Genomic DNA, 24,629 nt, shown 5'->3' on the forward strand with positions numbered 1-24,629 from the left:
GATGGATGAGAACGCCAAACTCCGCGATTATCTCGCCCGGGTGAGCGGGGAACTCCAGAACGCCCGGCTCCAACTGCGCGACCAGGACGAGAAGAACGCGGAGCCGATCGCGATCGTCGGAATGGCGTGCCGTTTCCCGGACGGGGTGGACTCCCCGGACGACCTGTGGCGACTGGTGGCCGAGGGGCGGGACGCCATCGCCCCGTTCCCCGAGAACCGCGGATGGGACGTCGAGGGGCTGTACGACCCCGACCCCGACGCGGCGGGCAAGACCTACTCGCTCACCGGCGGATTTCTCTACGACGCGGACGAGTTCGACGCCGGCCTCTTCGGGATCAACCCCCGCGAGGCCCAGTCGATGGACCCCCAGCAGCGGCTGCTGCTCGAATCCGCGTGGGAGACCTTCGAACGGGCCGGAATAGCACCGGAGTCGATCCGCGGCAGCCGCACCGGTGTGTTCGCCGGGGTCATCCAGCACGACTACGGCTCCTGGTCCGGCGCGGCCCTGGAAGCCATGGACGGTTACCAGGGCACGGGCACCGCCGGTGGCGTGGCCTCGGGCCGTATCTCCTATGTCTTCGGCCTTGAGGGCCCGGCCGTGACGATCGACACGGCGTGCTCGTCCTCGCTGGTGGCGATGCACCTCGCGTGCCAGTCGCTGCGTGCGGGGGAGTGCTCGATGGCGCTCGCCGGGGGCGCCTCCGTCATGGCCACCCCGGGCATGTTCGTGGACTTCAGCCGGCAGCGCGGTCTGGCCCGTGACGGCCGGTGCAAATCCTTCGCCGACTCCGCCGACGGGACGAACTTCTCGGAGGGTGTGGGGCTGGTCCTGCTGGAGCGGCTGTCCGACGCGGAGCGCAACGGGCATGAGGTACTGGCCGTGATCCGGGGCAGCGCGGTGAACCAGGACGGTGCCTCGAACGGGCTGACCGCGCCCAACGGCCCTTCCCAGCAGCGGGTGATCCGCCAGGCGCTGGCCAACGCGCGACTGTCGGCGGCCGATGTCGATGTGGTCGAGGCACACGGTACGGGCACCACACTGGGCGATCCGATCGAGGCACAGGCCCTGCTGGCCACGTACGGGCAGGACCGCCCGGCGGACCGGCCGCTGTGGCTCGGCTCGGTGAAGTCGAACATCGGTCACACGCAGGCGGCGGCCGGGGTCGCGGGCGTCATCAAGATGGTGCAGGCGATGCGCCACGGCATCGTCCCGCGCACCCTCCATGTCGACACGCCCTCCACCCACGTCGACTGGTCGGCGGGCGCGGTCTCCCTGCTGACCGAGGAGCGGGCGTGGCCGGTGGTGGACCGGCCGCGGCGTGCGGCGGTGTCGTCGTTCGGTGTGAGCGGGACCAACGCGCATGTGGTGGTGGAGCAGGCCCCGGTGGCCCCCGAGCCGCAGGTGACGGCCGGGGACCCGGGCGTGGTGCTGTGGGTGGTGTCGGGAGCCACGGCAGCGGGCTTGCGGGCGCAGGCGGGGCGCTTGGAGCGGTATGTACGGGAGCGGCCTGAGCTGGGGCCGGGTGAGGTGGGTCTGGCGCTGGCGATCGGGCGCGCCCGGCTCGATCACCGTGCGGTGGTGGTGGGCACCGACCGGGACGCGTTGCTGTCGGGCCTGGCCGCGGTGGGACAGGGCGCGCCGGCCACCGGTGTGGTGAGCGCCGAGGGGTCCCCGCTGGTGGCCGACGGCGGCCGGGTCGTGTTCGTCTTCCCCGGCCAGGGCTCCCAGTGGGAGGGCATGGCACTGGAACTGATGGAGTCCTCCGAGGTCTTCCGGGACCGGCTGCTGGAGTGCGAGGAGGCGCTGCTGCCCCTGGTGGGCTGGTCGGTACGGGACGCCCTGTGCGGCGGCGAGGACGCCCCTGACCTCAGCGAACTCGATGTCGTACAGCCGGTGTTGTTCTCGGTGATGGTGTCCCTGGCGGCGCTCTGGCGCTCGATGGGGGTGGAGCCAGAGGTGGTGGTGGGCCACTCCCAGGGCGAGATCGTCGCGGCCTGTGTCGCGGGCGCGCTCTCCCTTCAGGACGCGGCGCGGATCGTCGCCCTGCGCAGCCGGCTGCTCCTGCGGCTCGTGGGCCGCGGCGCGCTGGTGTCGCTCGCCCTGCCGCACGCGGAGGCGGAGAAGAGGATCGCGCGCTGGGGCGGCCGGCTGACCGTGGCGGCCGTCAACGGCCCCTCCGCCGTGGTGATCGCGGGCGACACGGAGGCCCTGGACGAACTGCTGGCGCTCTGCGGGACGGAGTCGGTACGAGCCCGCGAGATCGCGTCCTCCGTACCCTCCCACTCCGCCCATGTCGAGTTCCTGGAGGACGAGGTACGGGATGTGTTGGCGTCGGTCGTGCCGCGTTCCGGCGGGGTGCCGTTCTTCTCGACGGTGACGGGTGAGCTGGTCGACGGTGGTGAGCTGGACGCGGGGTACTGGTACCGGAACCTGCGGGAGCCGGTGCGGTTCGAGCCGGTGGTGCGGTCGTTGATGGAGCGGGGCTTCGACACGTTCGTCGAGGTCAGCCCACATCCGGTGATCATCGCCAGTGTGGAGGACATCGCGGCGGCGACCGGTTCGGGTGCGGTCGCCGGAGGCACACTGCGCCGGGGCGAGGGCGGCCTGGACCGCTTCCTGTTGTCGGCGGGACATCTGTCGGTGTGCGGGGTGCGGGTGGACTGGGGGTCGGTGTTCGCCGGGCGCGGTCTGCGGCCGGTCGCGCTGCCGACGTACGCCTTCCAGCGCGAGCGCTTCTGGATGACCGGCACGGAGACCGCCGGCGATGTCGGCACATACGGTCTGACCGCGACGGGCGGCCACTGCCTGCTGGGCGCCGTGGTCGAACTGCCGGACTCCGGTGGTGTGGTGGTGAGCGGCCGGCTCTCCGTGCGGGACCAGCCCTGGCTGGCCGGGCACCGGGTGCTGGGTGAGGTGGTGGTGCCCGGGGCGGCGCTGGTGGAGATGGCGATCCGGGCCGGTGACGAGGCCGGCTGCCCCGACCTGGACGAACTGGTCATCCAGGTACCGCTCGTGCTGACCGCGACCGGCGCCGCGGTGGTGCGGATCGTGGTGGACGAGGCCGACGGCTCCGGCCGGCGTGCCGTCACGGTCCACGCACGGGCCGAGGAGGGCACGGCCGCCTGGGTCCGCCATGCCACCGGCAGTCTGGCGAGCGCCGGGGAAGCCCCCCGGCCCGCCGCCGGGGAGCCGGCGGCCTGGCCGCCGGCGGGCGCCGAACCCGTACCGGTGGGCGAGGTGTACGAGGAGTTCGCGGCCCGTGGTCTGGAGTACGGCCCGGTCTTCCGCGGCCTGGAGTCGGTGTGGCGCCGGGGCGACGAGACGTTCTCGGAGGTCGGGCTGGCCGAGGAGGGCCGTGCGGAGATCGACGGGTTCGGTATGCACCCGGCCCTGCTCGACGCCGTACTGCACGCGGTGGTGCTCAGCGGCGCCGTGCCGGGCATCGAGTCCGGGGTGCCGTGGATGCCCTTCGTGTGGTCGGGGGTGCGGCTGCACGCGGTGGGCGCGTCCCGGGTACGGGTCAGGATCACCGCCGCCGAGCCGGGCGCGATGCGGCTGGATGTCACCGACGAGGCCGGCGGCCCGGTGCTCACGGTGGACTCGCTGACCCTGCGGCCGCTGCCGGAGGGCGGGTTGGCGCCCCCGGTCCGCACGGACGATCTGTTCCGGCTGGACTGGGCGCCGCTCGACGCCGAACCGGTCGCCGTCTCCCCGGACGAGAACTGGACGGTGGTGGGCGAGGACCCCCATGGTCTGGGCCTGCCGCCCTGCCGCTCGCTGACCACGTCCGCCGAAGCCGCCGGATCCGTCGAGGAGGCGCCGCCCACCGTGGTCGTGTGGTCGGCCCCCCACGAGGCCCGCGCCGGTTCCGTACCCGACGCCGACTCGATACGGTCGGTGACCTGCCAGGCCCTGGACACCCTTCAGCGGTGGCTGGCCGACGAGACGTGCGCCGACTCCCGGCTCGTCGTGGTGACCTCGGGTGGCGCCGATGTGGCCCCCGGCGAACCCGTCGACGCCGGGGCCGCCGCGGTGTGGGGCCTGGTCCGGTCCGCGCAGGCGGAGAACCCCGGCCGGATCACCCTCCTGGACCTCGCCCCGGGCAGCGAACCGACCGTACCCCTGCTGGCCGGTGCGCTGGCCACCGGGGAGCCCCAACTAGCCCTGCGCGCCGACGGGTTACGTGCCCCACGTCTCATGCGGATGGCGACCGGCGGAGCCGGGGTCCCGCTGCCCCTCGCGCCCCAGCGGCTCGCCGCACCGGAACCGGTGCTCGCCTCACCGGAACCGGCCGACGGACACAGCGACACCTTCGACGCGGTACGGATCGGCATGCGGGCCGCCGGATCGGCCGAGAACATGGAATGGCTCCCCGCCGACGACGTCCGGCGGGAACTGGCCCCCGGCCAGATCCGGGTCGCCGTCCGGGCCGCGGGGCTCAACTTCCGTGACGTTGTCGCCGGGTTGGGCATGATCGGCGGCGATGTGGGCCTGCTGGGCACCGAGGCCGCCGGTGCGGTGCTCGATGTCGGAGCCGAGGTCACGGATCTGGCGCCCGGCGACCGGGTCGCCGGGCTCGCGCTCGGCTCCTTCGCCACGGTGGTGGTGAGCGACCGGCGCGGCTGGGTGCGGATCCCCGACACCTGGTCGTTCGCGCAGGCCGCGACGGTCCCCGTGGTCTTCCTGACCGCCTACTACGGGCTGAACCGGCTGGCCCGGCTGCGGGCGGGGGAGACCCTGCTCGTGCACGCCGCCTCCGGCGGCGTGGGCATGGCCGCGATCCAGCTCGCCCGCCACATCGGCGCCGAGGTGTTCGCCACCGCCAGCCCGCCCAAGTGGCCCACCGTGGAAGGGCTGGGGATCTCCCCGGACCGGATCGCGAACTCCCGGACGCTGGACTTCGAGGAGACGTTCCGCGCCGCGACCGGCGGCCGGGGCGTGGACATGGTGCTCAACTCCCTCGCCGCGGAGTACGTGGACGCCTCGCTGCGGCTGCTCGCCCCGGGCGGACGGTTCCTGGAGATGGGCAAGACCGACATCCGCGACCCCGAGCAGGTGGCCGCCGTCCGTACCGACATCGCCTACCAGGCGTACGACGGTCTGGACGCCGGCCTCGACCGGGTCGCCGAGATGCTCGCCGAGGTGATGGAGCTGTTCGAGCGCGGGGTGCTGTCCCCGCTGCCCACCACCCTCTTCGACGTACGGCAGGCGCCCGAGGCGTTCCGCCTCATGGCCCAGGCCCGGCACACCGGGAAGATCGTCCTCACGGTGGACCGCGCCCCCGACCCGGCCGGTTCGGTCGTCGTGACCGGCGGGACCGGCGACCTGGGCGGGCTCGTCGCCCGCCACCTCGTGTCGCGGTACGGCGTACGGCGCGTGGTCCTCGCCAGCCGGAGCGGCGAACAGGCCGAAGGGGCTGCGGAGTTGCGAGCCGGGCTGGAGGCCCTCGGTGCCGAGGTCGACGTGGTGGCCTGTGATGTGACGAACCGTCAGGCCGTGGCGGAGCTGCTGGCCGAGATCCCGGCCGAGCGCCCGCTGACCGGCGTGGTGCACTGCGCCGCCACCCTGGACGACGGGGTGATCCCCGCCCTCGACCCCGAGCGGATACGGCGGGCCTTCGCCCCGAAGGTGGACGCCGTACACCACTTCGACGAGCTGACCCGCGGCGCGGACCTGAGCCTCTTCGCGGTGTTCTCCTCGGCGGCCGGTGTGCTCGGCAGCCCTGGGCAGGGCAATTACGCGGCGGCCAACGCGGCCGTCGACGCCCTGATGGCCGGGCGCAGGGCCGCCGGGCTGCCCGGCGCCTCGCTGGCCTGGGGCTGGTGGGGCCAGGGCAAGGGCCAGACCAGCGGACTCGGCCAGGCCGACCGGGAGCGGTTCGCGCGCGGCGGTGTGGCGCCGATGAGCCCCGACGAGGGGCTGGCCCTGTTCGACGCCGCGCTCGCGCACAACCTGCCGCTGACCGTGCCGGTGAAACTCGACCTCGCCCGGCTCGCCCGCTCCGGCCCGCTGCCCCCGCTGCTCAGCGCCCTGGCGCCCGCCTCGGCCGCCGGCCGGCGCACCGCGCTCGGCGGCGCCGAGCGGGACGGCGACGACGGCGCGCAGGGGCTGCGCCGCAGGCTCGCCGCCCTGTCCGCCGCCGAGCAGGACCGCCATCTGGTGGACCTGGTGGCCCGTCAGGTCTCCACGGTGCTCGGGCACGCGCCCTCCGTCGTCCTCGATGTGAGCAAGGAGTTCACGGCGCTCGGCTTCGACTCCCTGACCGCCGTCGAGCTGCGCAACCGGCTCTCCCGGTCCACCGGACTGCGGCTGCCCGCCACACTCACCTTCGACCACCCCACCCCGCTCGCTCTCGCCCACCACCTCCAGAACGAACTGGTCGACGGTCTGGCCGAGTTGACGGCGCCGCCGGAGTCCGCCGAGCCGACCGGACCCGTCGGGCACCGGCCGGGATCCGCGCACCCGGCCGGCGTCGTGGCGCTGCCCGCCGGAGGCCGGGCGCTGCCCGCCGCCCCGGCCGCGTCCGACGGGCCCATCGCGATCGTGGGCATGGGCTGCCGCTTCCCCGGCGGCGCCGCCGACCCGGAGCTGTTCTGGCAGAACCTGCTCGACGGCGTCGACGCCGCCTCCGAAGTGCCCCCGGACCGCTGGGACATGGACGCCTACTACCACCCCCGCAAGGGCGTACCGGGCAAGGCCTACACCAGGAAGGCGTCCTTCGTCCCCGATCTCGCCGACTGGGACGCCGAGTTCTTCGGCTGCACCCCGCAGGAGGCGTACCGGCTCGACCCCCAGCACCGGCTCCTCCTGGAGATGGTGTGGACCGCCATGGAGGACGCCGGGATCCCGGCGGAGCGGCTGCGCGGCAGCAGGACCGGGGTCTTCCTCGGGCTGAGCGACTCCAGCCAGTACTCGCGGCGGCAGGTGGAGACGGAGGGTCTGGCCTGCTTCGACGACCCGAGCTTCTTCCTCGGACTGTCCTCCAGCGCCGCCGCCGGCCGGATCGCGTACCACCTGGACCTGCGCGGCCCGAGCATGACCGTGGACACCGCCTGCTCCTCCGCGCTCACCGCCACGCATCTCGCCGTGCAGAGTCTGCGGCGCGGCGAGTGCGACCTGGCGATCATCGCCGCCGCCTCCGCGCTCATCGACCCGAGCGCCCTCGTCCAGGCGTGCAAGATGAGCATGCTCGCGGCGGACGGCCGGTGCAAAACCTTCGACGAGGCCGCCGACGGCTTCGTCGCGGGCGAGGGCAGCGCCGCCATCGTCCTCCAGCGCGCCGAGGACGCCGAGGCGGAGCACCGCCCCGCCCACGCCGTCATCCGGGGATCCGCCATGACCCAGGACGGTCGGAGCAACGGGCTGACCGCCCCCAGCAGGCCCGCCCAGGCGGCCGTGGTGCGCGCCGCGCTCTCCGACGCGGGCCTGCAGCCCGACGACATCGGCTTCGTCGAGGCACACGGCTCCGGTACGAGCCTGGGCGACGCCATCGAGTTCGGCGCCCTCCAGGAGGTCTTCGGCGACCGCCGGGTGGACCATCCGCTGCTGATCGGCGCGGTCAAGACCCATGTGGGGCATCTGCTGACGACCGCGGGAATGGCCGGCCTGATCAAGTCGGTGCTCGCCCTGCGCAGCGGCGAACTCCCCGCCAACCTGCACCTGGAGCGGCCCAACGCGGACGTGTCCCTCGACGGCCCCGTGCGCCCGGCGCAGTCCCGGCAGCCGTTCCCGGCCGCGCCCGGCGCCCCGCGGCGCGCCGGGGTCAGCTCCTTCGGCTGGTCCGGCACCAACATCCATCTGGTGGTCGAGGAGGCCCCGCCGGCGCCACAGCACGAGGAACCGGCCGACGAGCCCGCGGCGACCGAGCCGCGCCGGCTCGTCACCCTCTCCGCGACCAACGCCGCGAGTCTGCGCGAGGCCGCCGCCGCCCTCGCCGCCCATCTGGAGCGGGAGCCCGGGCTCGACCTGGCGGACGTGGCGTTCACCACCCAGACCGGACGCACGGCCTTCCCGGTCCGCAGGGCGCTGCTCTGCCGGGACCTCCCCGACGCGATCGAGCGGCTGCGCGACCCGGCCGGCGCCGACGGCACCGTCTCCCCGGCCCGCAAGCACCGCATCGGTCTGCTGCTGCCCGCCGACGAGGCGCCGTCCGGGGCCACGGGCGGGCTGTACGGTACGGAACCGGCGTTCCGCGCGGCGGTCGACGCGTGCGCCGAGCTGGCCGCCGAGCGGTTCGGCACCGACCTGGGCGGCCTGCGCGACACCCACCCCGGGCCGGTGGGGGACGGCGGGACGGCGGACGCCGCCGTACTGTCGGCCTTCACCGTGCAGTACGCGCTCGTCGCGCTGCTGGAGGCGTACGGCGTACGGCCCGCCGTCCTCCTGGGCCACGGCGTCGGCGCGTACGTGGCGGCCTGCGCGGCCGGGGTGTTCGCGCTGCCCGACGCGATGAGCCTGGCTCTGGACCCGGGCCGCGCCGCGTCGGTGACGCTCTACGAGCCCCGCGCCGGTCTGTTCTCCGCCGCGACGGGCCGCCCGCTCACCCCGGAGGAGTGCGCCGACCCCGCCTACTGGGCCGCGTTGCCCGGCCGCCCCGTCGCGGACGCCGACAGCGCGCAGGGTCTGGCGCGTTACGCCACCGTGCTGGTGGAGGCGGGCTGGGGCGGCACCCTGGACGCGACAGCCTCCCCGGAGGGGGCCCCGGTCACGGACGCCGCCGAGGCCCCCGTCCCCCCGGTGACCGTACGGCTGCTGCCCGCGCCCGGCGGCGCCGTCGACCGCGGGACATGGCTGGCGGGGATCGGCCGGCTGTGGGAGCTGGGCGTCACCGTCGACTGGGGCGCGGGCCGCACCGTCCGGCGGGAACTCCTGCGGCTGCCGGGTTACCGGTTCCAGCGCGCCCGCTACTGGCCGATGCCCGCCGCGCGGCCCGCCGCCACGGCCGGATCCGTCACCGCGAACGGCGACGCTCCCGCCGCGGACGCCCGGGGCACCCGCTTCCTCGCCTCGGCCTGGCGCCGACAGGACGCCCTGCCGACCGCGCCCGGGCCGACCGAGCCCGCGACCGTACTGGTCCTGGCCGACCGGGCCGGACTCGGCCGCCAGGTGGCCGAACAGGCCGAGGCGGCCGGGGACGAGGTGGTGTTCGCCGAGGCGGGCGACGGATATCTGCGGACCGGGGGAGGCGTGACGATCGACCCCCGGAGCCCGGAGGACTACGAGCGGCTGCTGACGGAGCTGAACCCGCCCCCGGCACCCGGCCCCAAGAACGCCAACGGCTCGAACACTACCGACGGCACTCACACCACCAACGGCACGAACGGCAGCCACAGTTCCGCCGCCGCGGCCGGTCCGCTCCGTATCGTGCACGCCTTCGGCCACCACCCCGACCCGGCGGCCGGGCTCGAACACGCCCTGGACCACGGCTTCTACAGCGTGCTGTGGCTGGTCCAGGCGATCGGCCGGGTCCTGCCGGGCCGGGACGTCGAACTCGTCGTCGCGCTCTCCGGGACCTTCGACGTCCTCGGCGGCGAGCGGGTGCGTCCGCTCTCCGCGCCGGTCGTCGGCCTCGCCCGCTCCATCGGCGTGGAGTACCCGCGGATCCGCACCCGCTGCGTCGACCTCGACCCGGAGGCCGGGCCGGACCGGGCGGCCGGCCAACTCCTGCGCGAGTTCGGCCTGCTGACGACCCCCGCCACCGCCCCCGCCGCCACCGGCTCCGACTCCTCCCCGAGCGCCTGGCGGCGAGGACGCCGCTGGCTCCCCGGCCTCGAAGAGGTGGGGCTGCCCGCCGTCTCCGACGACCAGGTCTGGCGGCCCGACGGTGTGTACGCGATCACCGGCGGCCTCGGCGGCCTCGGCATGGCGCTCGCCCGCAGGCTCGCCCCGATGGGCGCCAGGCTCGCCCTGATCGGCAGGACCGAACTGCCCGAACCCGACCTGTGGGACTGGTGGATCAGCAGCCACCGCGCCGACGACCGGATCAGCGCCGTCCTCCTCGCGATCAGGCAGCTCCGCGCGGCCGGCGCCGAGGTGCTGCCCGTCCCGGCGGACATCAGCAGGCCCGACGAGGCCGCCGAGGCGTTCCGTACCGTACGAGCCCACTTCGGCGAGGTGTACGGAGTGATCCACACCGCGGGCGTACCGGGCGAGGGGCTGCTCCAGTACAAGACCAAGGAGCAGGCCGCCGCCGTACTGGCCCCCAAGATCGCCGGAACGCTCGCCGTCGCCGACGCGCTGCGCGAGGCGCCGCCCGAACTGCTCGTGCTGTACTCCTCCACCGTCACCGCGGTCGGCGGACACGGCGAGGGCGACTACGGCGCGGCCAACGCCTTCCTCGACGCCTTCGCCGCGGCCGAGGACGGGGCGGGCGCGGTGGCAGGCCGTGTCGTCTCCGTCGGCTGGGGGGCGTGGCAGCACGACAGGTGGCAGACCAAGGCGTACGCGGCGGCCCCCGCCCTGCGGGACCGCGCCCGCCGGATCCGGGAGGAGTACGGCTTCACCGACGAGGAGGGGACCGCGGCGCTCGGCCGGATCATCGCTGCGGGACCGTCCCATCTCTACGCGCTCAACCAGCCGCTCGACGACCTCGTCGACGCCATGCGGATGCTCTCCGACCCGGACGCGCTGGCGGGGACCGGCACCGGACCGGGCACGGGTGCGGGGGCGACCGCGCCCGAACGCCGCTATCCCCGGCCCGACCTGCGGGTCTCGTACATCGCCCCGCGCGATGACACCGAACGCCGGGTCGCCGACACCTGGGGCGAACTGCTCGGTATGGAGCGGGTCGGCGTGCACGACCCCTTCTTCGAGCTGGGCGGCACCTCGCTCGTGGGGCTGGCCCTGGTGAACCGGCTTGCCGCCGAGTTCGGGGTCGAGCTGGCCGCGGCGAGCCTGTTCGAACACCCCACCGTCGCCCAGCTCGCGGAGCTGCTCGACAGCCTCGGCGCCGGTGGCTCCGGTACGGCCGGCTCCGGTACGGCCGGCTCCGGTGCGGGTGGCGCGGGCGGCGACGCCGACGTGCCCGCAACCCCCGCACCGGGCCGGGAGGACGGCAGTGCGGCACGTGGACAGCGGCGCAGGGCCCAGGCCGGTGCCTCGACCATCAAGCGCAGGAGGACAGGCAAGTGACGTTGAGCTGGCAGACGAGCGAGGACGACCCGCAGAGCGGCGCCGAGGGCACGGACATCGCCCTGGTCGGCATGGCGGGACGGTTCCCCGGCGCCGACGGCGTCCGGCAACTGTGGCACAACATCCGGGCGGGCAAGGACACCATCACCCGCTTCACCGAGGAGGAGCTGCGGGCCGAGGGCGTGTCCGAGGAGCTGCTCGCCGACCCGTCGTACGTACGCGCCGGATCGGTGCTCGACGGCATCGACCTGTTCGACGCGGGCTTCTTCGGCCACACCCCCAAGGAGGCCCAGCTCCTCGACCCGCAGCAGCGGCTGTTCCTGGAGACCGCCTGGCACACGCTGGAGGACGCGGGCGCCGACCCGGCGCGCTTCGCCGGATCGATCGGTGTGGTCGCCGGGACCGGCATCAGCTGGTACATGATGAACAACCTGTCCACCCGGCCCGACCTCGCCGAGTCCGTCGGCGAGGTGCAGATCGGTCTCGGCAACGACAAGGACTCCCTGGCCACCCGGGCGGCGTACGCCTTCGACCTCACCGGGCCCTGCTACAGCGTCCAGAGCTACTGCTCCACCTCGCTGGTCGCCGTGTCGCTCGCCTGCTCCGCGCTGGTCAGCGGCGAGGCCGACATGATGCTGGCCGGCGGGGTCTCCGTCCTCGTGCCCCACCGGGTGGGCTACCTCTACCAGGAAGCCGGGATGTCCTCCCCGGACGGTCGCTGCCGGGCCTTCGACGCCGCCGCCCAGGGCACCCCGGTCGGCAGCGGTGTCGGGGTCGTCGCCCTGCGCAGGCTGGCGGACGCGCTCGCCGACGGGGACCGCGTCTACGCGGTCATCCGGGGCTGGGCGGTCACCAACGACGGCGCCAACCGGGCCGGATTCACCGCTCCCGGCGTACGGGGCCAGTCCGGTGTGATGGCGGAGGCCCTGGCCAGCGCCGGGCTGACCGCGCCCGACATCGACTACGTGGAGGCCCACGGCACCGGCACCGGCCTCGGGGACGCCATCGAGATCGCCGCCCTCCAGCGCGTCTTCGACGTCGACGGGGTCACCCGCTGCGCCATCGGCTCGGTCAAGACCAACCTCGGCCATCTCGACCGGGCCGCCGGGGTCACCGGACTGATGAAGACCGCACTCGCCCTGCACCACGAGGAGATCCCGCCCACCCTCCACTTCGACCGGCCCAACCCTCAGCTCGCCCGCTCGGCGGGCCGCCTGGAGGTCGTGACCGACCTGCGGCCCTGGCCCCGGGGCGAACGGCCCCGCCGCGCCGGTGTCAGCGCCTTCGGCATGGGCGGCACCAACGCCCATGTCGTCCTGGAGGAGACCGCCGCGCCCACGCGGGACCCCCGCCCCGCCCCGCGCGACCACCAGGTACTGGTGTGGTCCGCGCGGACGGCGGACGCGGCCGACGAGACGACCGGGCGGCTGCGCGCCCTCCTCGCCGACCAGGGCGAGGGCCGCGCCTGGGAGCCGGAGGCCACCGGGGCGCGGGGCGTCACCGATGTCGCCTACACCCTTCAGACCGGCCGGGCCGTCTTCGACCACCGCCGCGCGCTGGTCACCTCCTCCGGCGCCGCCGGTACGGACGGGGGCGCCGTCGCCGACGCGCTGCGCGCCCTCGGCGAGGACGCCGACCACCGTGTCCTCGCCCGCCACGACGCCGTCACCCGCAGGCCGGCCGGCTTCCTGCTCGCCGGGGTCGGCGAGCACTACCAGGGGATGGTCGGCGGCCTCTACCGCTCGGAACCCGTCTTCCGTACGGCGATCGACGCCTGCGCCGACCTCTTCCGCGACCGGCTCGGCGTCAACCCCGTGGAGACCTTCCTCGCCCAGCGGCGCTCCGGCGCCCCCGACCTGGCAGGGCTCCTCGGCCGTACGGACACGGCGGCGCGGGACTCCGACGAGCCGGTCGCCACCGAGATCGTCCAGCCCGCGATGTTCGCCGCCGACTACGCGCTCGGCACGCTCCTGATGTCCTGGGGCGTCCAGCCCCGGCTGCTGCTCGGGTACAGCGTCGGGGAGTTCGCCGCCGCCTGCCTGGCCGGCGCGCTCACCCTGCCCGAGGCGACCGCGCTGACCGCCCACCGCGCCCAGCTCATCGCGGAGCTGCCCGCAGGCGCCATGACGGCCGTACCGCTCTCCGTCGCCGAACTCACCGGCCGCATCGGCCCGTTGGCCGGCACCGGGGTGGATGTCGCGGCGGTCAACGGGCCCGGCTTCACCGTGCTCTCCGGGCCCGTCGACGCCGTGGCCGAGATCTCCGACCGGCTCGCCGCCGCCGACGTACCCAGCCGCGGCCTGCGTACGACGCACGCCTTCCACTCCGCGACGCTCCGGCCGGTCGCGCCCGCCCTCACCGCGTGGGCCCGCTCCGAGCTGAAGCCGCGGGCCCCGAGGATCCCGTACCTCTCCAACGTGACCGGCGCGCCCGTCACCGAGCAGCAGCTCCGCGACCCCGGCTACTGGGCCGAACACATGTGCCGCACCGTGCGGTTCTCGGACATGCTCACCCACACCTTCGCCCAGGGCGACGACATCCTGCTGGAGCTGGGCCCGGGCCAGTCCCTCGGCGCGATGGCCCGCAACCACCCCGACTGCCCGCCGGAGCGCTGGCCGCTGCTGCTCCCGACACTGCCCGCCCAGGCCGATCCGTCGAGCGACGGCGAGGTGCTGGCCGGCTCGCTCGCGCGGATGTGGCTGGCGGGCGTCGACATCGACTGGCAGGCGTACCACGACGGCAGGAACCCCCGTAAGGTCTCCGTGCCCGACTACCCCTTCCAGCACGAGCGTTACTGGATCGACGCGGCCACCCCCGCACCCCGGCCCGCCATCGCGGAGCCCGTCGTGGCGTCCCCTGTGACCGCGCCGACCGACGCGGTGGACCCGCACGCCGCCCAGGGGCTGTTCGTCCCGCGCTGGACCGAGCGCCCGCTGCCCGCCGCCCCGGCGGCGCCCGCCCCGGCCGAAGGCCCTGTCTGGATCTTCGCCGACGATCGCGGCGTCGCCGACGCGCTCGCCGCCCGGCTCACGGCCGACGGCCGCGAGACCGTGCTCGTACGCCCGGACGGCGCCCCCGCCCCGGCCACGGGCCGGACCGTACGCCCTGCCGAACAGGACGACTACCAGGCCCTGTTGGAGAGCGCCGGAGCGCCACGCACCGTCCTCCACCTCTGGGGACTCGACCAGGACACCACCGGCCGCCACGCCCGCGAACGGGGCTTCGACAGCCTGCGCGCGCTCACCGCCACACTCGGCGACGCCACGCCCGCGGGACCGGTCTCCCTGCTGGTGGCGACCGAGTCGGCGCGCGCCGTCCGCGCCGACGACCCGCCGGTGGTCCCCGAACGCGCCACCGTCTTCGGCCCCTGCCTGGTCGCCCCGCAGGAGTACCCCGCCCTCGACGTCCGCACCCTGGACGTGACGCTCGGCGCCGAGGCGGACGCGGCCGACTCCCCGCAGGCCGTGGCGGCGGCCCTCCACCGCGAGCTGGCGGGCGACGGCCAGGGCCGGGTGGCCGCCCTGCGCGCCGGGACCCGGCTGGCCCTCGACCACGTACCGGCCCCGGAACCCGCCCCCGCACCGGTGGAGGACGGAACCTCCGACCCCCGGGACGGCGCGGTGACGCCCCGGCCCGGCGACGTCTGCCTGATCACCGGCGGACTCGGCCCCGTGGGCCTGCTCCTCGCCGAACACCTCGGGCGTACGTACGGCGCGAAGCTTGTGCTCACCGGGCGGCGCGGCCTCCCGCCGCGCGAGGAGTGGGACCGTATCGCCGCCGACGACACGGCCGAACCCGCCCTGCGCACCCGCGTCACCGTGCTGCTGCGCCTCGCGGAGCAGGGCCTCTCCGTGGAGGCGGTCGCCGCCGACGTCACCGACGACGACGCGCTGCGCGAGGTCGTCTCCTCCGTCGTGGCCCGCCACGGCGCGCTGCACGGCGTGATCCATCTCGCCGCCGTCACCGACGCCGAGAGCCTGAGCCCGATCTCCGGGCTCGCCCCCGAGCAGCGCGACGCGCACTTCCACGCCAAGACCGGTGGCGCGCTGGCACTGGAACGGGTGCTCCAGGACGTGCCCGCCGCGTTCTGCCTGCTGTTCTCCTCGATGTCCGCCGTGCTCGGCGGGATCGGCTTCGCCGGCTACACCGCCGCCAACTCCTTCCTGGACGCCGTCGTCGACCGCCACCGCACGGACGCCACCCGCTGGCTCGCCGTCAACTGGGACACCTGGCCGTCCACCGCGGCCGGCCTCGGCGGTCAGTCGTTCGGCGCCTCCCTCGTGCAGTACTCGCTGACCGAGCGCCAGGCACTGGACGCCGTCGACCGGGTACTGGCCCGGCCCCGGCCGCGTACCCTCGTCTGCGCCGGGGACCTTCCCGCCCGGCTCGTCCAGTGGGTGGAGCGGCCCGCCGCCCCGGCGGCGCCCGCCCCGGCCAGGCCCTCCGGCGAGCGCTTCCCCCGGCCCGAACTCGCCCAGCAGTACGTGCCCCCGAGCGGCGAGCGCCAGCGCAGGCTGGCCGAACTCTGGGCCGACCTGCTGGGGATCGACCGGGTCGGCGCCCGCGACAACTTCTCCGACCTCGGCGGCACCTCGCTGATGGCGCTCCAGCTCGTCAAACGTATCCGGCAGGCGTTCGGCGTCGCGGTCTCCCCGATCACCCTGTTCGAGGCGCCCACCGTGCACGCCCTGATCCAGCGGATCGACAGCCTCGGCGGCGACGGAAGCCCCGCCGCCGTACCGCACCCGGCACCGGCACCACGGGCCGCGGCGGTACGGGAGCCCGCGCGCGGCGACACACCGCGCACGGCGGAGACCGGCACCGTCCCCATCGCGGTCGTCGGACTGACCGGCCGCTTCCCCGGGGCCTCCGACATCGCGGCCTTCTGGCACAACCTCAGCCACGGCCTGGAGTCCGTCACCCGGTTCTCCGAGGAGGAACTGGTCGCCGCCGGACTCTCCCTGGACCAGATCCGTGACCCCGACTACGTCCCGGCGCGCCCGGTCCTCGACGACATCCGCACCTTCGACGCCGGATTCTTCGGCTACAGCCCGCGCGACGCGGCCCTCGCCGACCCGCAGCACCGGCTCTTCCTCGAATGCTGCTGGGAGGCGCTGGAACACGGCGGTTACGGGGCGGCCCGCGACCGGGGCCGGGTCGGGGTGTTCGCCGGGTCCAACCTCAGTACGTATCTGATGCTCCAGGCCGCGAACCTGGCCACGGCCGGTGAGGCGGACCTCTACTCCACGGTCATCGGCAACGACAAGGACTCGCTCGCCACCGGTGTCTCCTACAAACTGGGGCTCACCGGGCCCAGCCTCTCCGTGCAGACCTTCTGCTCCACCGCCCTGGTCGCCACCCATCTCGCCTGCCAGAGCCTGCGCGCCGGGGAGTGCGAGATGGCCATGGCGGGCGGTGTCGGCATCCATGTGCCCGACCGGGTCGGCCATCTCTACACCCCCGGTGGCATGGAGTCGCCCGACGGCCGCGTCCGTACCTTCGACGCCCGCGCCAAGGGCACCCTCTTCGGGGACGGCGTCGGAGTGCTGCTGCTCAAGCGGCTCGACGCCGCGCTCGCCGACGGCGACACCGTGCACGCGGTCATCCGGGGCTCCGCCGTCAACAACGACGGTTCCCTGAAGGTCGGTTACACCGCGCCCAGCGTCGTCGGCCAGGCCACGGTGGTCTCCGACGCGATGGCGTCGGCCGGTGTCGGCCCCGACGACGTCAGTTACGTGGAAGCGCACGGCACCGCCACCGAACTCGGCGACCCGATCGAAGTCACCGCGCTCACCCGGGCGTTCGGCGCCACCGACCGCAAGCAGTACTGCGCCATCGGCTCGGTGAAGACCAACATCGGGCATCTCGGCGCGGCCGCCGGGGCCAGCGGACTGATCAAGACCGTCCTCTCGCTGAAGAACCGCCAGATCCCGCCGAGCCTCAACTTCGAGGAGCCCAACCCCGAGATCGACTTTCCGGACAGCCCGTTCTTCGTCAACACCGCGCTCACCCCCTGGCGGGTCGAGGAGGGCCGCCGCCGGATCGCCGGCGTCAACTCCCTCGGCATGGGCGGCACCAACGTCCATGTCGTCGTGGAGGAGCCGCCCGAGCAGTCCCGCGTACGCCGGGGCGACGGCGAAGGCCCCGACCGGCGGTACGAGATCCTGCCCGTCTCCGCGCGGAGCGAGAAGGCCGCCGACGAGGCCGTCGCCCGGCTGTGCGCCCGGCTGCGCGAGGAGACCGACGCGGCCCCGCTGGACGTGGCGTACACCCTCCAGGCCGGGCGCGAACGGTTCGAGCACCGCAGGATCCTGGTCGCGGACTCCCTCGACGCCCTGCGCGCGGCCCCCGAGGGCGAGGAGGCGCCCGCACCGGTGGCGGGGATGATGCGCCGCACCGACGCCGTGCTCGACCGTCCCGTGGACTTCCTGCTCGCCGGAGTGGGCGAGCAGTACCCCGGAATGATCGGCGAACTCTACCGGCGCGAACCGGAGTTCCGTACCGCCGTCGACGAGTGCGCCGCACTGCTGGGCGACACCCTCGGCGACGGCGTCGACCTCGTCCGGCTGCTCACCACCGGCCGCGACCGCCCGGCCGGCGACGACGGCGCACTGTCGGCCATGCTCGGCCGGGGCCCCGCCCCCGACGCCGAGGCGGCAGCGGCAGCGGCGGAGCTGGCCAGGACCGAGATCGCCCAGCCCGCGGCCTTCGTCACCGACTACGCCCTCGCCCGGCTGCTGATGAGCTGGGGCGTGCGCCCCACCAGGATGCTCGGCTACAGCCTCGGCGAGTACGTCGCCGCCTGCCTGGCCGGAGTCCTCACCCTGCCCGACGCGCTGCGCCTGGTCACCTTCCGCGCCCGGCTCATCGCCCGGCTGCCCGCCGGGGCGATGCTGGCCCTGCCGCTCTCGCCCGCACAACTCGGCGCCCGGTTCGGCGACCTCGCCGGCCAGGGCATCGACATCGCCGTCGTCAACGGCCCCGAACTGACCGTCGTCGGCGGGGCGTGCGACGTCATCGACGCCTTCGCCGCCCGCCTCGCCGAGGCCGGCGTCCCCGGGCGGAAGCTCGCGACCACCCACGCCTTCCACACCCGGATGCTCGAACCGGTACGCGACGAACTCACCGCCTGGGCCGCCGCCCACCTGCGGCCCCGGGCACCCGAACTGCCCTACCTGTCCAACGTCACCGGCGAGCCCGTCACGGCCGGCCTGGTCGCCGACCCCGGCTACTGGGCCCGCCACATGTGCTCGACCGTACGGTTCTCCGACGGCCTGGCCCATCTCCTCGCCGACCCCGACCCGGTCCTGCTGGAGATCGGCCCCGGCCAGTCCCTCGGCGCCATGGCCCGGGTGCACCCCGACTGCTCCCGCGACCGGTGGCCGCTGGTCGTACCGACCCTGCCCGCCGCCGCCGACCCCCGCCCCGACGACCTGGTGGCCGCCGAGACCCTGGCCCGCCTCTGGCTCGCCGGCGCCGACATCGACTGGAACGCCTACCAGCGGGGCCGGGCGCCGCGCCGGATCCCGCTGCCCACCTACCCCTTCCAGCGCGCCGAGTACTGGCTCGCGCCGGCCGCGCCCCGGCCCACCGGCGGCGCCGCGCCCGTCCTCGAAGTGACCGACCTGGACGACGTACGGCGCTCCCCGCTGCCCCTGCTCCCCGAGGAGGAGTGGCTGCACGCCCTGGTCTGGCGGCAGACCGCGCCCCGCGGCGGACGGCTGCCGCTGGGCCGCTGGCTGATCCTCACCGACACCGGCGCCGCCGACGAGGTGAGCGGGCCGCTGGTCCGCCGCCTCACCGACGCGGGCGGCAGCGTCGTCCTCGTACGCCCCGCCACCGGACCCGAGGGCTTCGAGGGGCCCGACGAGACCGGCGCGTACCGGGTACGGCCCGGCGACGGCCCGCGGATACGCGAGCTGATGCGCCGGCTCAGGGACGACGGCGGACTGCCCGAGCGGATCGTCCACCTGTGGACGCTCTCCCTCCCCGAGTCCGAAGGCGCCACACCCTCCGCCGAGGAGGTCGAGACCGCACTGGTGCGCGGCACCGACACGCTCGTCGCGCTCGCCACCGGGGCCGGCGACGTCGGCGCGGAGAAGTGGTCGCTGGACGTGGTCACCTGCGGCACCCGCTCGGTGACCGGCGCCGAACGGATCCGCCCCGAACTGACCACCGTCACCGGCCCCGTACGCGGCATCCCGCTGGAGTACCCGGAGGTCTCCTGCCGGCTCATCGACATCGACCCCGTGCACCCCGCCACCGCGGAGCGGCTGGCCGGGCAGATCGCCGCCGAACTCGGCGACGGCGACGGCGAACCGGTCGTCGCGCTGCGCCACGGCCGGCGCTGGCTGCCCGACTACGAGACCCTGCCCGACCACACCCCGCAGCCCGCCGACGCCGAGGCGGGCCGACCGGTGCCCGAGCCGCTGCGCGAGGGCGGCGTCTATCTCGTCACCGGCGGCCTCGGCGGCATCGGCCTCGCCATGGCGGAGCGCCTGGCCCGCGACTGCCAAGCCAAACTGGTGCTGTTCGGCCGGACCGGGCTGCCGCCCCGCGACACCTGGGAGGCCGCGCTCGCCGACCCGGCGGTCAGCGACGAGGTACGGCGCCGGCTCACCGGCGTGCTCCGACTGGAGGAGTACGGCGCCGAGGTGGCCGTCGTCACCGGCGACGTGGCGGAATCCGCCGACACCGCACGGGCCGTCACCACCGCGCTGGAGCGGTTCGGCGCCCTGCACGGTGTCCTGCACGCGGCGGGACTCCCCGGCATCGGGCTCATGCAGTTCAAGACCACCGCCGAGATGCGCAAGGTGATGGCGCCCAAGATCCGCGGCACCCTCGCCCTGGCGGACGCACTCGACGGCGTACCGCTCGACTTCCTCGTGCTGTTCTCCTCCATCACCTCCGCGACCGGCGGCGGCCCGGGACAGGTCGACTACAGCGCGGCCAACGCCTTCCTCGACGCCTACGGGGAGGCGGCCCCCGCCGGCCGGGACGGCGCCGGCCGCCGGACCCTGACCATCGGCTGGGGCGAGTGGCAGTGGAACGCCTGGGAGGCCGGACTCGCCGGGTACGACGTGGAGATCCAGGAGTTCTTCCGCACCAACCGGCAGAAGTTCGGTATCGGCTTCGACGCCGGCTGGCGCGCCCTGCTCCGGGCGGTCTCCCAGGACCTGCCCTATGTCGTGGTGAACAGCCAGGAGTTCTCCCAGATGGAGCGGATGAGCCGGCACTTCACCATCGAACTGGTCGGCGGCGGCAAGAGCGCCCAGCGCCAGGAGGGCACCCGCCATCCGCGCCCCGACCTGGTCACCGAGTTCGTGCCGCCCTCCGGGGAGGTCGAGAGCGCGATCGCCGACGTCTGGTGCGACCTGCTCGGACTGAACGAGATCGGCGCCGACGACAGCTTCTTCGACCTCGGCGGCTCCTCCCTCATCGGCATGGAGGTGATGGCGCGCATCCGGCGCCGCCTCTCCGTCGACGAACTCGCGCCGCACATCCTCTACGAGGCGCCGACCGTCGCCCGGCTGGCACGGCTGCTCGCCGCGCGCACCGCCGGGGCACCCGGGGACGGCGCCGCGGACACCACCGCCGAGGACCAGGCCCGCAGCGACCGGCGCAGGCGCAGCCTGCGCCGTACCAAGAACCGGGAGGCGGAAGAGGCATGAGTGACACCAACGAGTCCGCGCTGGCCATCGTCGGAATGGCCGGGCGTTTCCCCGGCGCGGCGAGCGCGGACGCGCTGTGGGCGAACCTCACCCGGGGCGCGGGAGGGATCCGCGAGATCACCCAGGACGAGCTGACCGCCGCCCGGGTGCCGCCCGCCGCGCAGGCCGACCCCCGGTACGTACGGCGCGGCGCGCCCGTCGCGGACACCGAGCTGTTCGACGCCGCGTTCTTCGGCTACAGCCCCCGCGAGGCGGAGGTGGCCGATCCGCAGCACCGGATGTTCCTGGAGTGCGCCTGGGAGGCGCTGGAGAGCGCCGGTTACCGGCCCAACGCCGTACCGGGCCAGGTCGGTGTCTTCGGCGGCGTCGCCCCGAGCCAGTACGGCATGCGCCATGTGCTGATCCGCCCCGAGGTGATGGCCACCATCACCCTGGAGCAGTACGGCATGGGCACCACCGCCGACTCGCTGTGCGCGCTGGTCGCCTACAAACTCGGCCTGACCGGGCCGGTGGTGGGCGTGCAGACCAACTGCTCCACCTCGCTGGTCGCGGTGCACCTGGCGGCGCAGTCCCTGCTCACCTACGACTGCGACGTCGCCCTGGCCGGCGGCGCCGCGATCCCCGACCCGCTGCCGACGGGCTACCAGTTCGAGGAGGGCTCGATCACCTCGCCCGACGGGGTGGTGCGCAGCCTCGACGCCGACGCGGGCGGCACCGTCATGGGCAACGGCGTGGGCGTCGTGGCGCTGAAACGGCTCGCGGACGCCCGCCGGGACGGCGACCACATCTGGGCCGTTCTGCTGGGCAGCGCCATCAACAACGACGGTGCGGCGCGGGCCGGTTACTCCGCGCCCGGCGTCGACGGGCAGAGCGCGGTGATCGGTTACGGGCTGGCCGTGGCCGATGTCGACCCTGGCACCATCGGCTATGTCGAGTGCCACGCCACGGGCACCCGGCTCGGCGACTCCATCGAACTCGCCGCCATGGACCGGGCGTTCCCCCAGGTGCCCGCCGAGCCCCGGGTGCTGTCCACCCTCAAGCCGGACATCGGGCATCTGGACCGGGCCTCCGGGGTGGCCGGGCTGATGAAGGCGGCGCTGGCGCTGCACCACCGCGTCCTGCCGGCCACCCGTGGCTTCCGTACCCCCAACGCGGCCCTCGCCACGGCGGGTGACCGCTTCACCGTACTGACCGAGGACCGGCCCTGGCCGCGTACGGCGCACCCGCGCCGGGCCGGCGTCAACTCCTTCGGAGCGGGAGGCACCAATGTCCATGTCGTCCTCGAAGAAGCCCCCGAGCGAGCCACCGGACCGTCCGAACCGGCCCCGCCGGGCCCGCAGTTGCTGGTGCTGTCCGCCCGTACCCCGGCCGCTCTGGACACGGCCGTACGGCGCCTGCGCGGCCATCTGCACGACACCCTGGGGGAGGGGCGGCCCGGGGACGGCGGCCGGGCTCAGGACGCCGGGGCCCTGGCCGGCGGGGTCCTGGAACGGGACCGGTTCCTGGCAGACGTGGCGTACACCCTCCAGGCCAGCCGCAGCGGGTTCGCCCACCGGATGGCCGTCGTCTGCGACGGCGCCGAGGACGCCGTACGGGCCCTCGGGGACCCGGCAAGGACGGTCACCGCGGGACCCGTGACCGCCGGCGGCGCCCCGCACCGGACCGCCGATCCGCACGAGGCCGCCGAACGCTGGCTGAGCGGTGCCGACATCGACTGGACGGCGCTGCACCACGGGCCGCGCCGACGCGTCCCGCTGCCCACCTACCCCTTCGAGCGGCAGCGCTACTTCCTCGACCCGGCGGACCTCCCGGCCGGTTTCCCCGGTCTCGCCGCCGCCCAGGACGGCCCGGGACCGGCCGCGGGGGCCGCCCCCGAACAGGCCGGCGGGCGGCTGGCCGACATGGCCGACTGGTTCTCCCATCCCGTGTGGCGCCCGGTGCCCCTGCTGCGCGGCGCGGACGCCGGACGGCTGCGGGAGAAGGGCCCGTGGTGGGTCGTGGCCGGGGACGGCCCCGGGCTCGCCGCCGCCCACCGGCTCACGGACCTCGGGGCCGAGGTCGTCGTGTTGTGCCCGGTGGACCGGCCCGGCGGCAGGCCGACCGATATCGCGGGGCTGCGGGTGCGCGACATCGACCCCGCCTCGCGGGAGGACTTCGCCGCCGCGCTCGCCGACCTGGGGCGCCCGCGCGGCGTCCTGCACACCCTGGGCCTGGAGGCCGCCGGAACCGGGGCCGGGGCCACGGCCGGGGACGACGACGGCGACGCCGCGTTCGCCGAGGCCCAGCGGTACGGCTTCTACTCCGTCCTCGCCCTCGTCGGCGCCCTCTCCCAGGACGCCCAGCCCGGCGAGGTCGACCTGCTGCTCTGCACCGACGGCGCCGTCGAGGCCACCGGCGGCGATCTGCGCCGACCCCAACAGGCCACCCTGGCCGGGCTGCAACCCGTGATCAACCAGGAGTTCGGCGACCTCACCTGCCGGCTCGTCGACATCGACACCGAGGGCTGCGCCCGCGCGCGCGGCTCCCTCGACGCGCTCGCCGGCGAACTCCTCGCCGAGGCCGCCGACGGGGCCACCACGGACCCGGTGGCGCTGCGCTCCACCGACCGCTGGGTCCGGTCCTTCGCCCCCGTACGGGTCGGGCCGGTCCCCGCGGGCCGCCCGGTGATCCCGCGCGGCGCCACCGTCCTGATCACCGGCGGTCTCGGCACGGTCGGCTCCGCGCTCGCCGCGCACCTGGCCACCGCGTACGGCTGCCGCCTGGTCCTCACCGCGCGGACACCGCTGCCGCCCGAGGACGCGTGGGACGCCTGGCTCGCGGATCACCCCGGCGCGGACCGGACCGCGGACCGGATCCGTACCGTACGGGAACTGCGGGCGGGCGGCGCGTCCGTCCTGGTGGCCGGCGCGGACGTGGCCGACCGCGCCCGGATGGCCGAGGTGCTGGACCTGGCCAGGGATCACTTCGGCCCGGTCGACGTGGTCGTCCACGCCGCGGGCGCCCAGGGCCGCGAGTACTTCGGCTTCGCCCCCGGGCTGAGCCGGGCGGTCTGCGAGACGCACCTGCGCTCCAAGGTGACCGGACTGCGCGTGCTGGACGCCCTGCTCGGCCGGGACGAGGCGCCGGTCAGGATGACGATGTCCTCGCTGGCCGCGGTGCTCGGCGGCGTCGCGTACGGACCGTACGCCGCGGCCAACGCCGCGATGGACGCGTACGCCCGGACGCTCGGCGGCGGCCCCGAGGGCCGGTGGCTGCCCGTCAACTGGGACACCTGGAACCTGGGCGAGGACCCGCACGGCGACTTCGGCGTCACGATGAAGGACTACTTCCTCGACGCCGCCGAAGGGTGCGAGGTCTTCGAACGGGCGCTCTCCGTCGCGGGCCGGGTCCGCCAGCTCACCCTCTCCACGGGCCCCCTGGAGCGCCGCTTCGACCAGTGGACGCGGCTGGACCGCACGGCGCCCGCCCCGCCCCGCACCCGCTACCCCCGGCCGGACCTCCCGGTCCCCTACGAACCCCCGGCGTCCCACGAGGAGGCCGCGCTCGCCGAGATCTGGAACGAGATCCTCGGCGTGGACGGAGTCGGGGCCAACGACAGCTTCTTCGAGCTGGGCGGCCACTCGCTGGCCGCCGTCCGGATGATGGCCCAGGTCCGGGCCAGGTTCGGCGGATTCCCCGGCGACGTGCTGATCGAGAACCCGACGGTACGCAGCTTCTGCAAGGTCCTCACCGCGCGGAACTGACCCGCACCGCACACGCGCAAGCCACGCAAGCCACGCAAGCCACGCAAGCCACGCAACGAAAGCGACAACGAGAGAAGGAGCACC

The 24,629-nt window shown here is 74.8% G+C and carries 3 protein-coding genes; all 3 read left to right on the plus strand.

The genetic code is table 11. From position 1 onward, the window contains the following. The first annotated feature begins 1 nt into the window (after window position 1). Genes ACIQ7D_RS01335 through ACIQ7D_RS01345 form a run of 3 tightly spaced genes read left to right on the plus strand, consistent with a single transcriptional unit; the run spans window position 2 to window position 24,545 of the window. Window positions 2-11,131 (plus strand): SDR family NAD(P)-dependent oxidoreductase, encoded by an 11,130-nt coding sequence (locus ACIQ7D_RS01335; protein ID WP_403932127.1) that lies wholly within the window; start codon window positions 2-4, stop codon window positions 11,129-11,131. Further along, window positions 11,128-20,802, plus strand: coding sequence for an SDR family NAD(P)-dependent oxidoreductase (locus ACIQ7D_RS01340; RefSeq protein ID WP_403932130.1), 9,675 nt, complete (start codon window positions 11,128-11,130; stop codon window positions 20,800-20,802). The genes ACIQ7D_RS01335 and ACIQ7D_RS01340 overlap by 4 nt, the downstream gene beginning before the upstream one ends. After that, window positions 20,799-24,545 carry an SDR family NAD(P)-dependent oxidoreductase gene (locus ACIQ7D_RS01345; protein WP_403932133.1) on the plus strand — a complete coding sequence of 1,249 codons (3,747 nt, stop codon included), beginning with the start codon at window positions 20,799-20,801 and terminating at the stop codon, window positions 24,543-24,545. The genes ACIQ7D_RS01340 and ACIQ7D_RS01345 overlap by 4 nt, the downstream gene beginning before the upstream one ends. The last annotated feature ends 84 nt before the right edge of the window (window positions 24,546-24,629 follow it).

The organism is Streptomyces sp. NPDC096310 (assembly GCF_044763125.1).
Lineage (GTDB): Bacteria > Actinomycetota > Actinomycetes > Streptomycetales > Streptomycetaceae > Streptomyces.

Bases quoted from the DNA above. Each gene is read 5' to 3' on its own strand.
- ACIQ7D_RS01345 (WP_403932133.1), top strand. From the start codon at position 20,799: ATGAGTGACACCAACGAGTCCGCGCTGGCCATCGTCGGAATGGCCGGG.
- ACIQ7D_RS01335 (WP_403932127.1), top strand. From the start codon at position 2: ATGGATGAGAACGCCAAACTCCGCGATTATCTCGCCCGGGTGAGCGGG.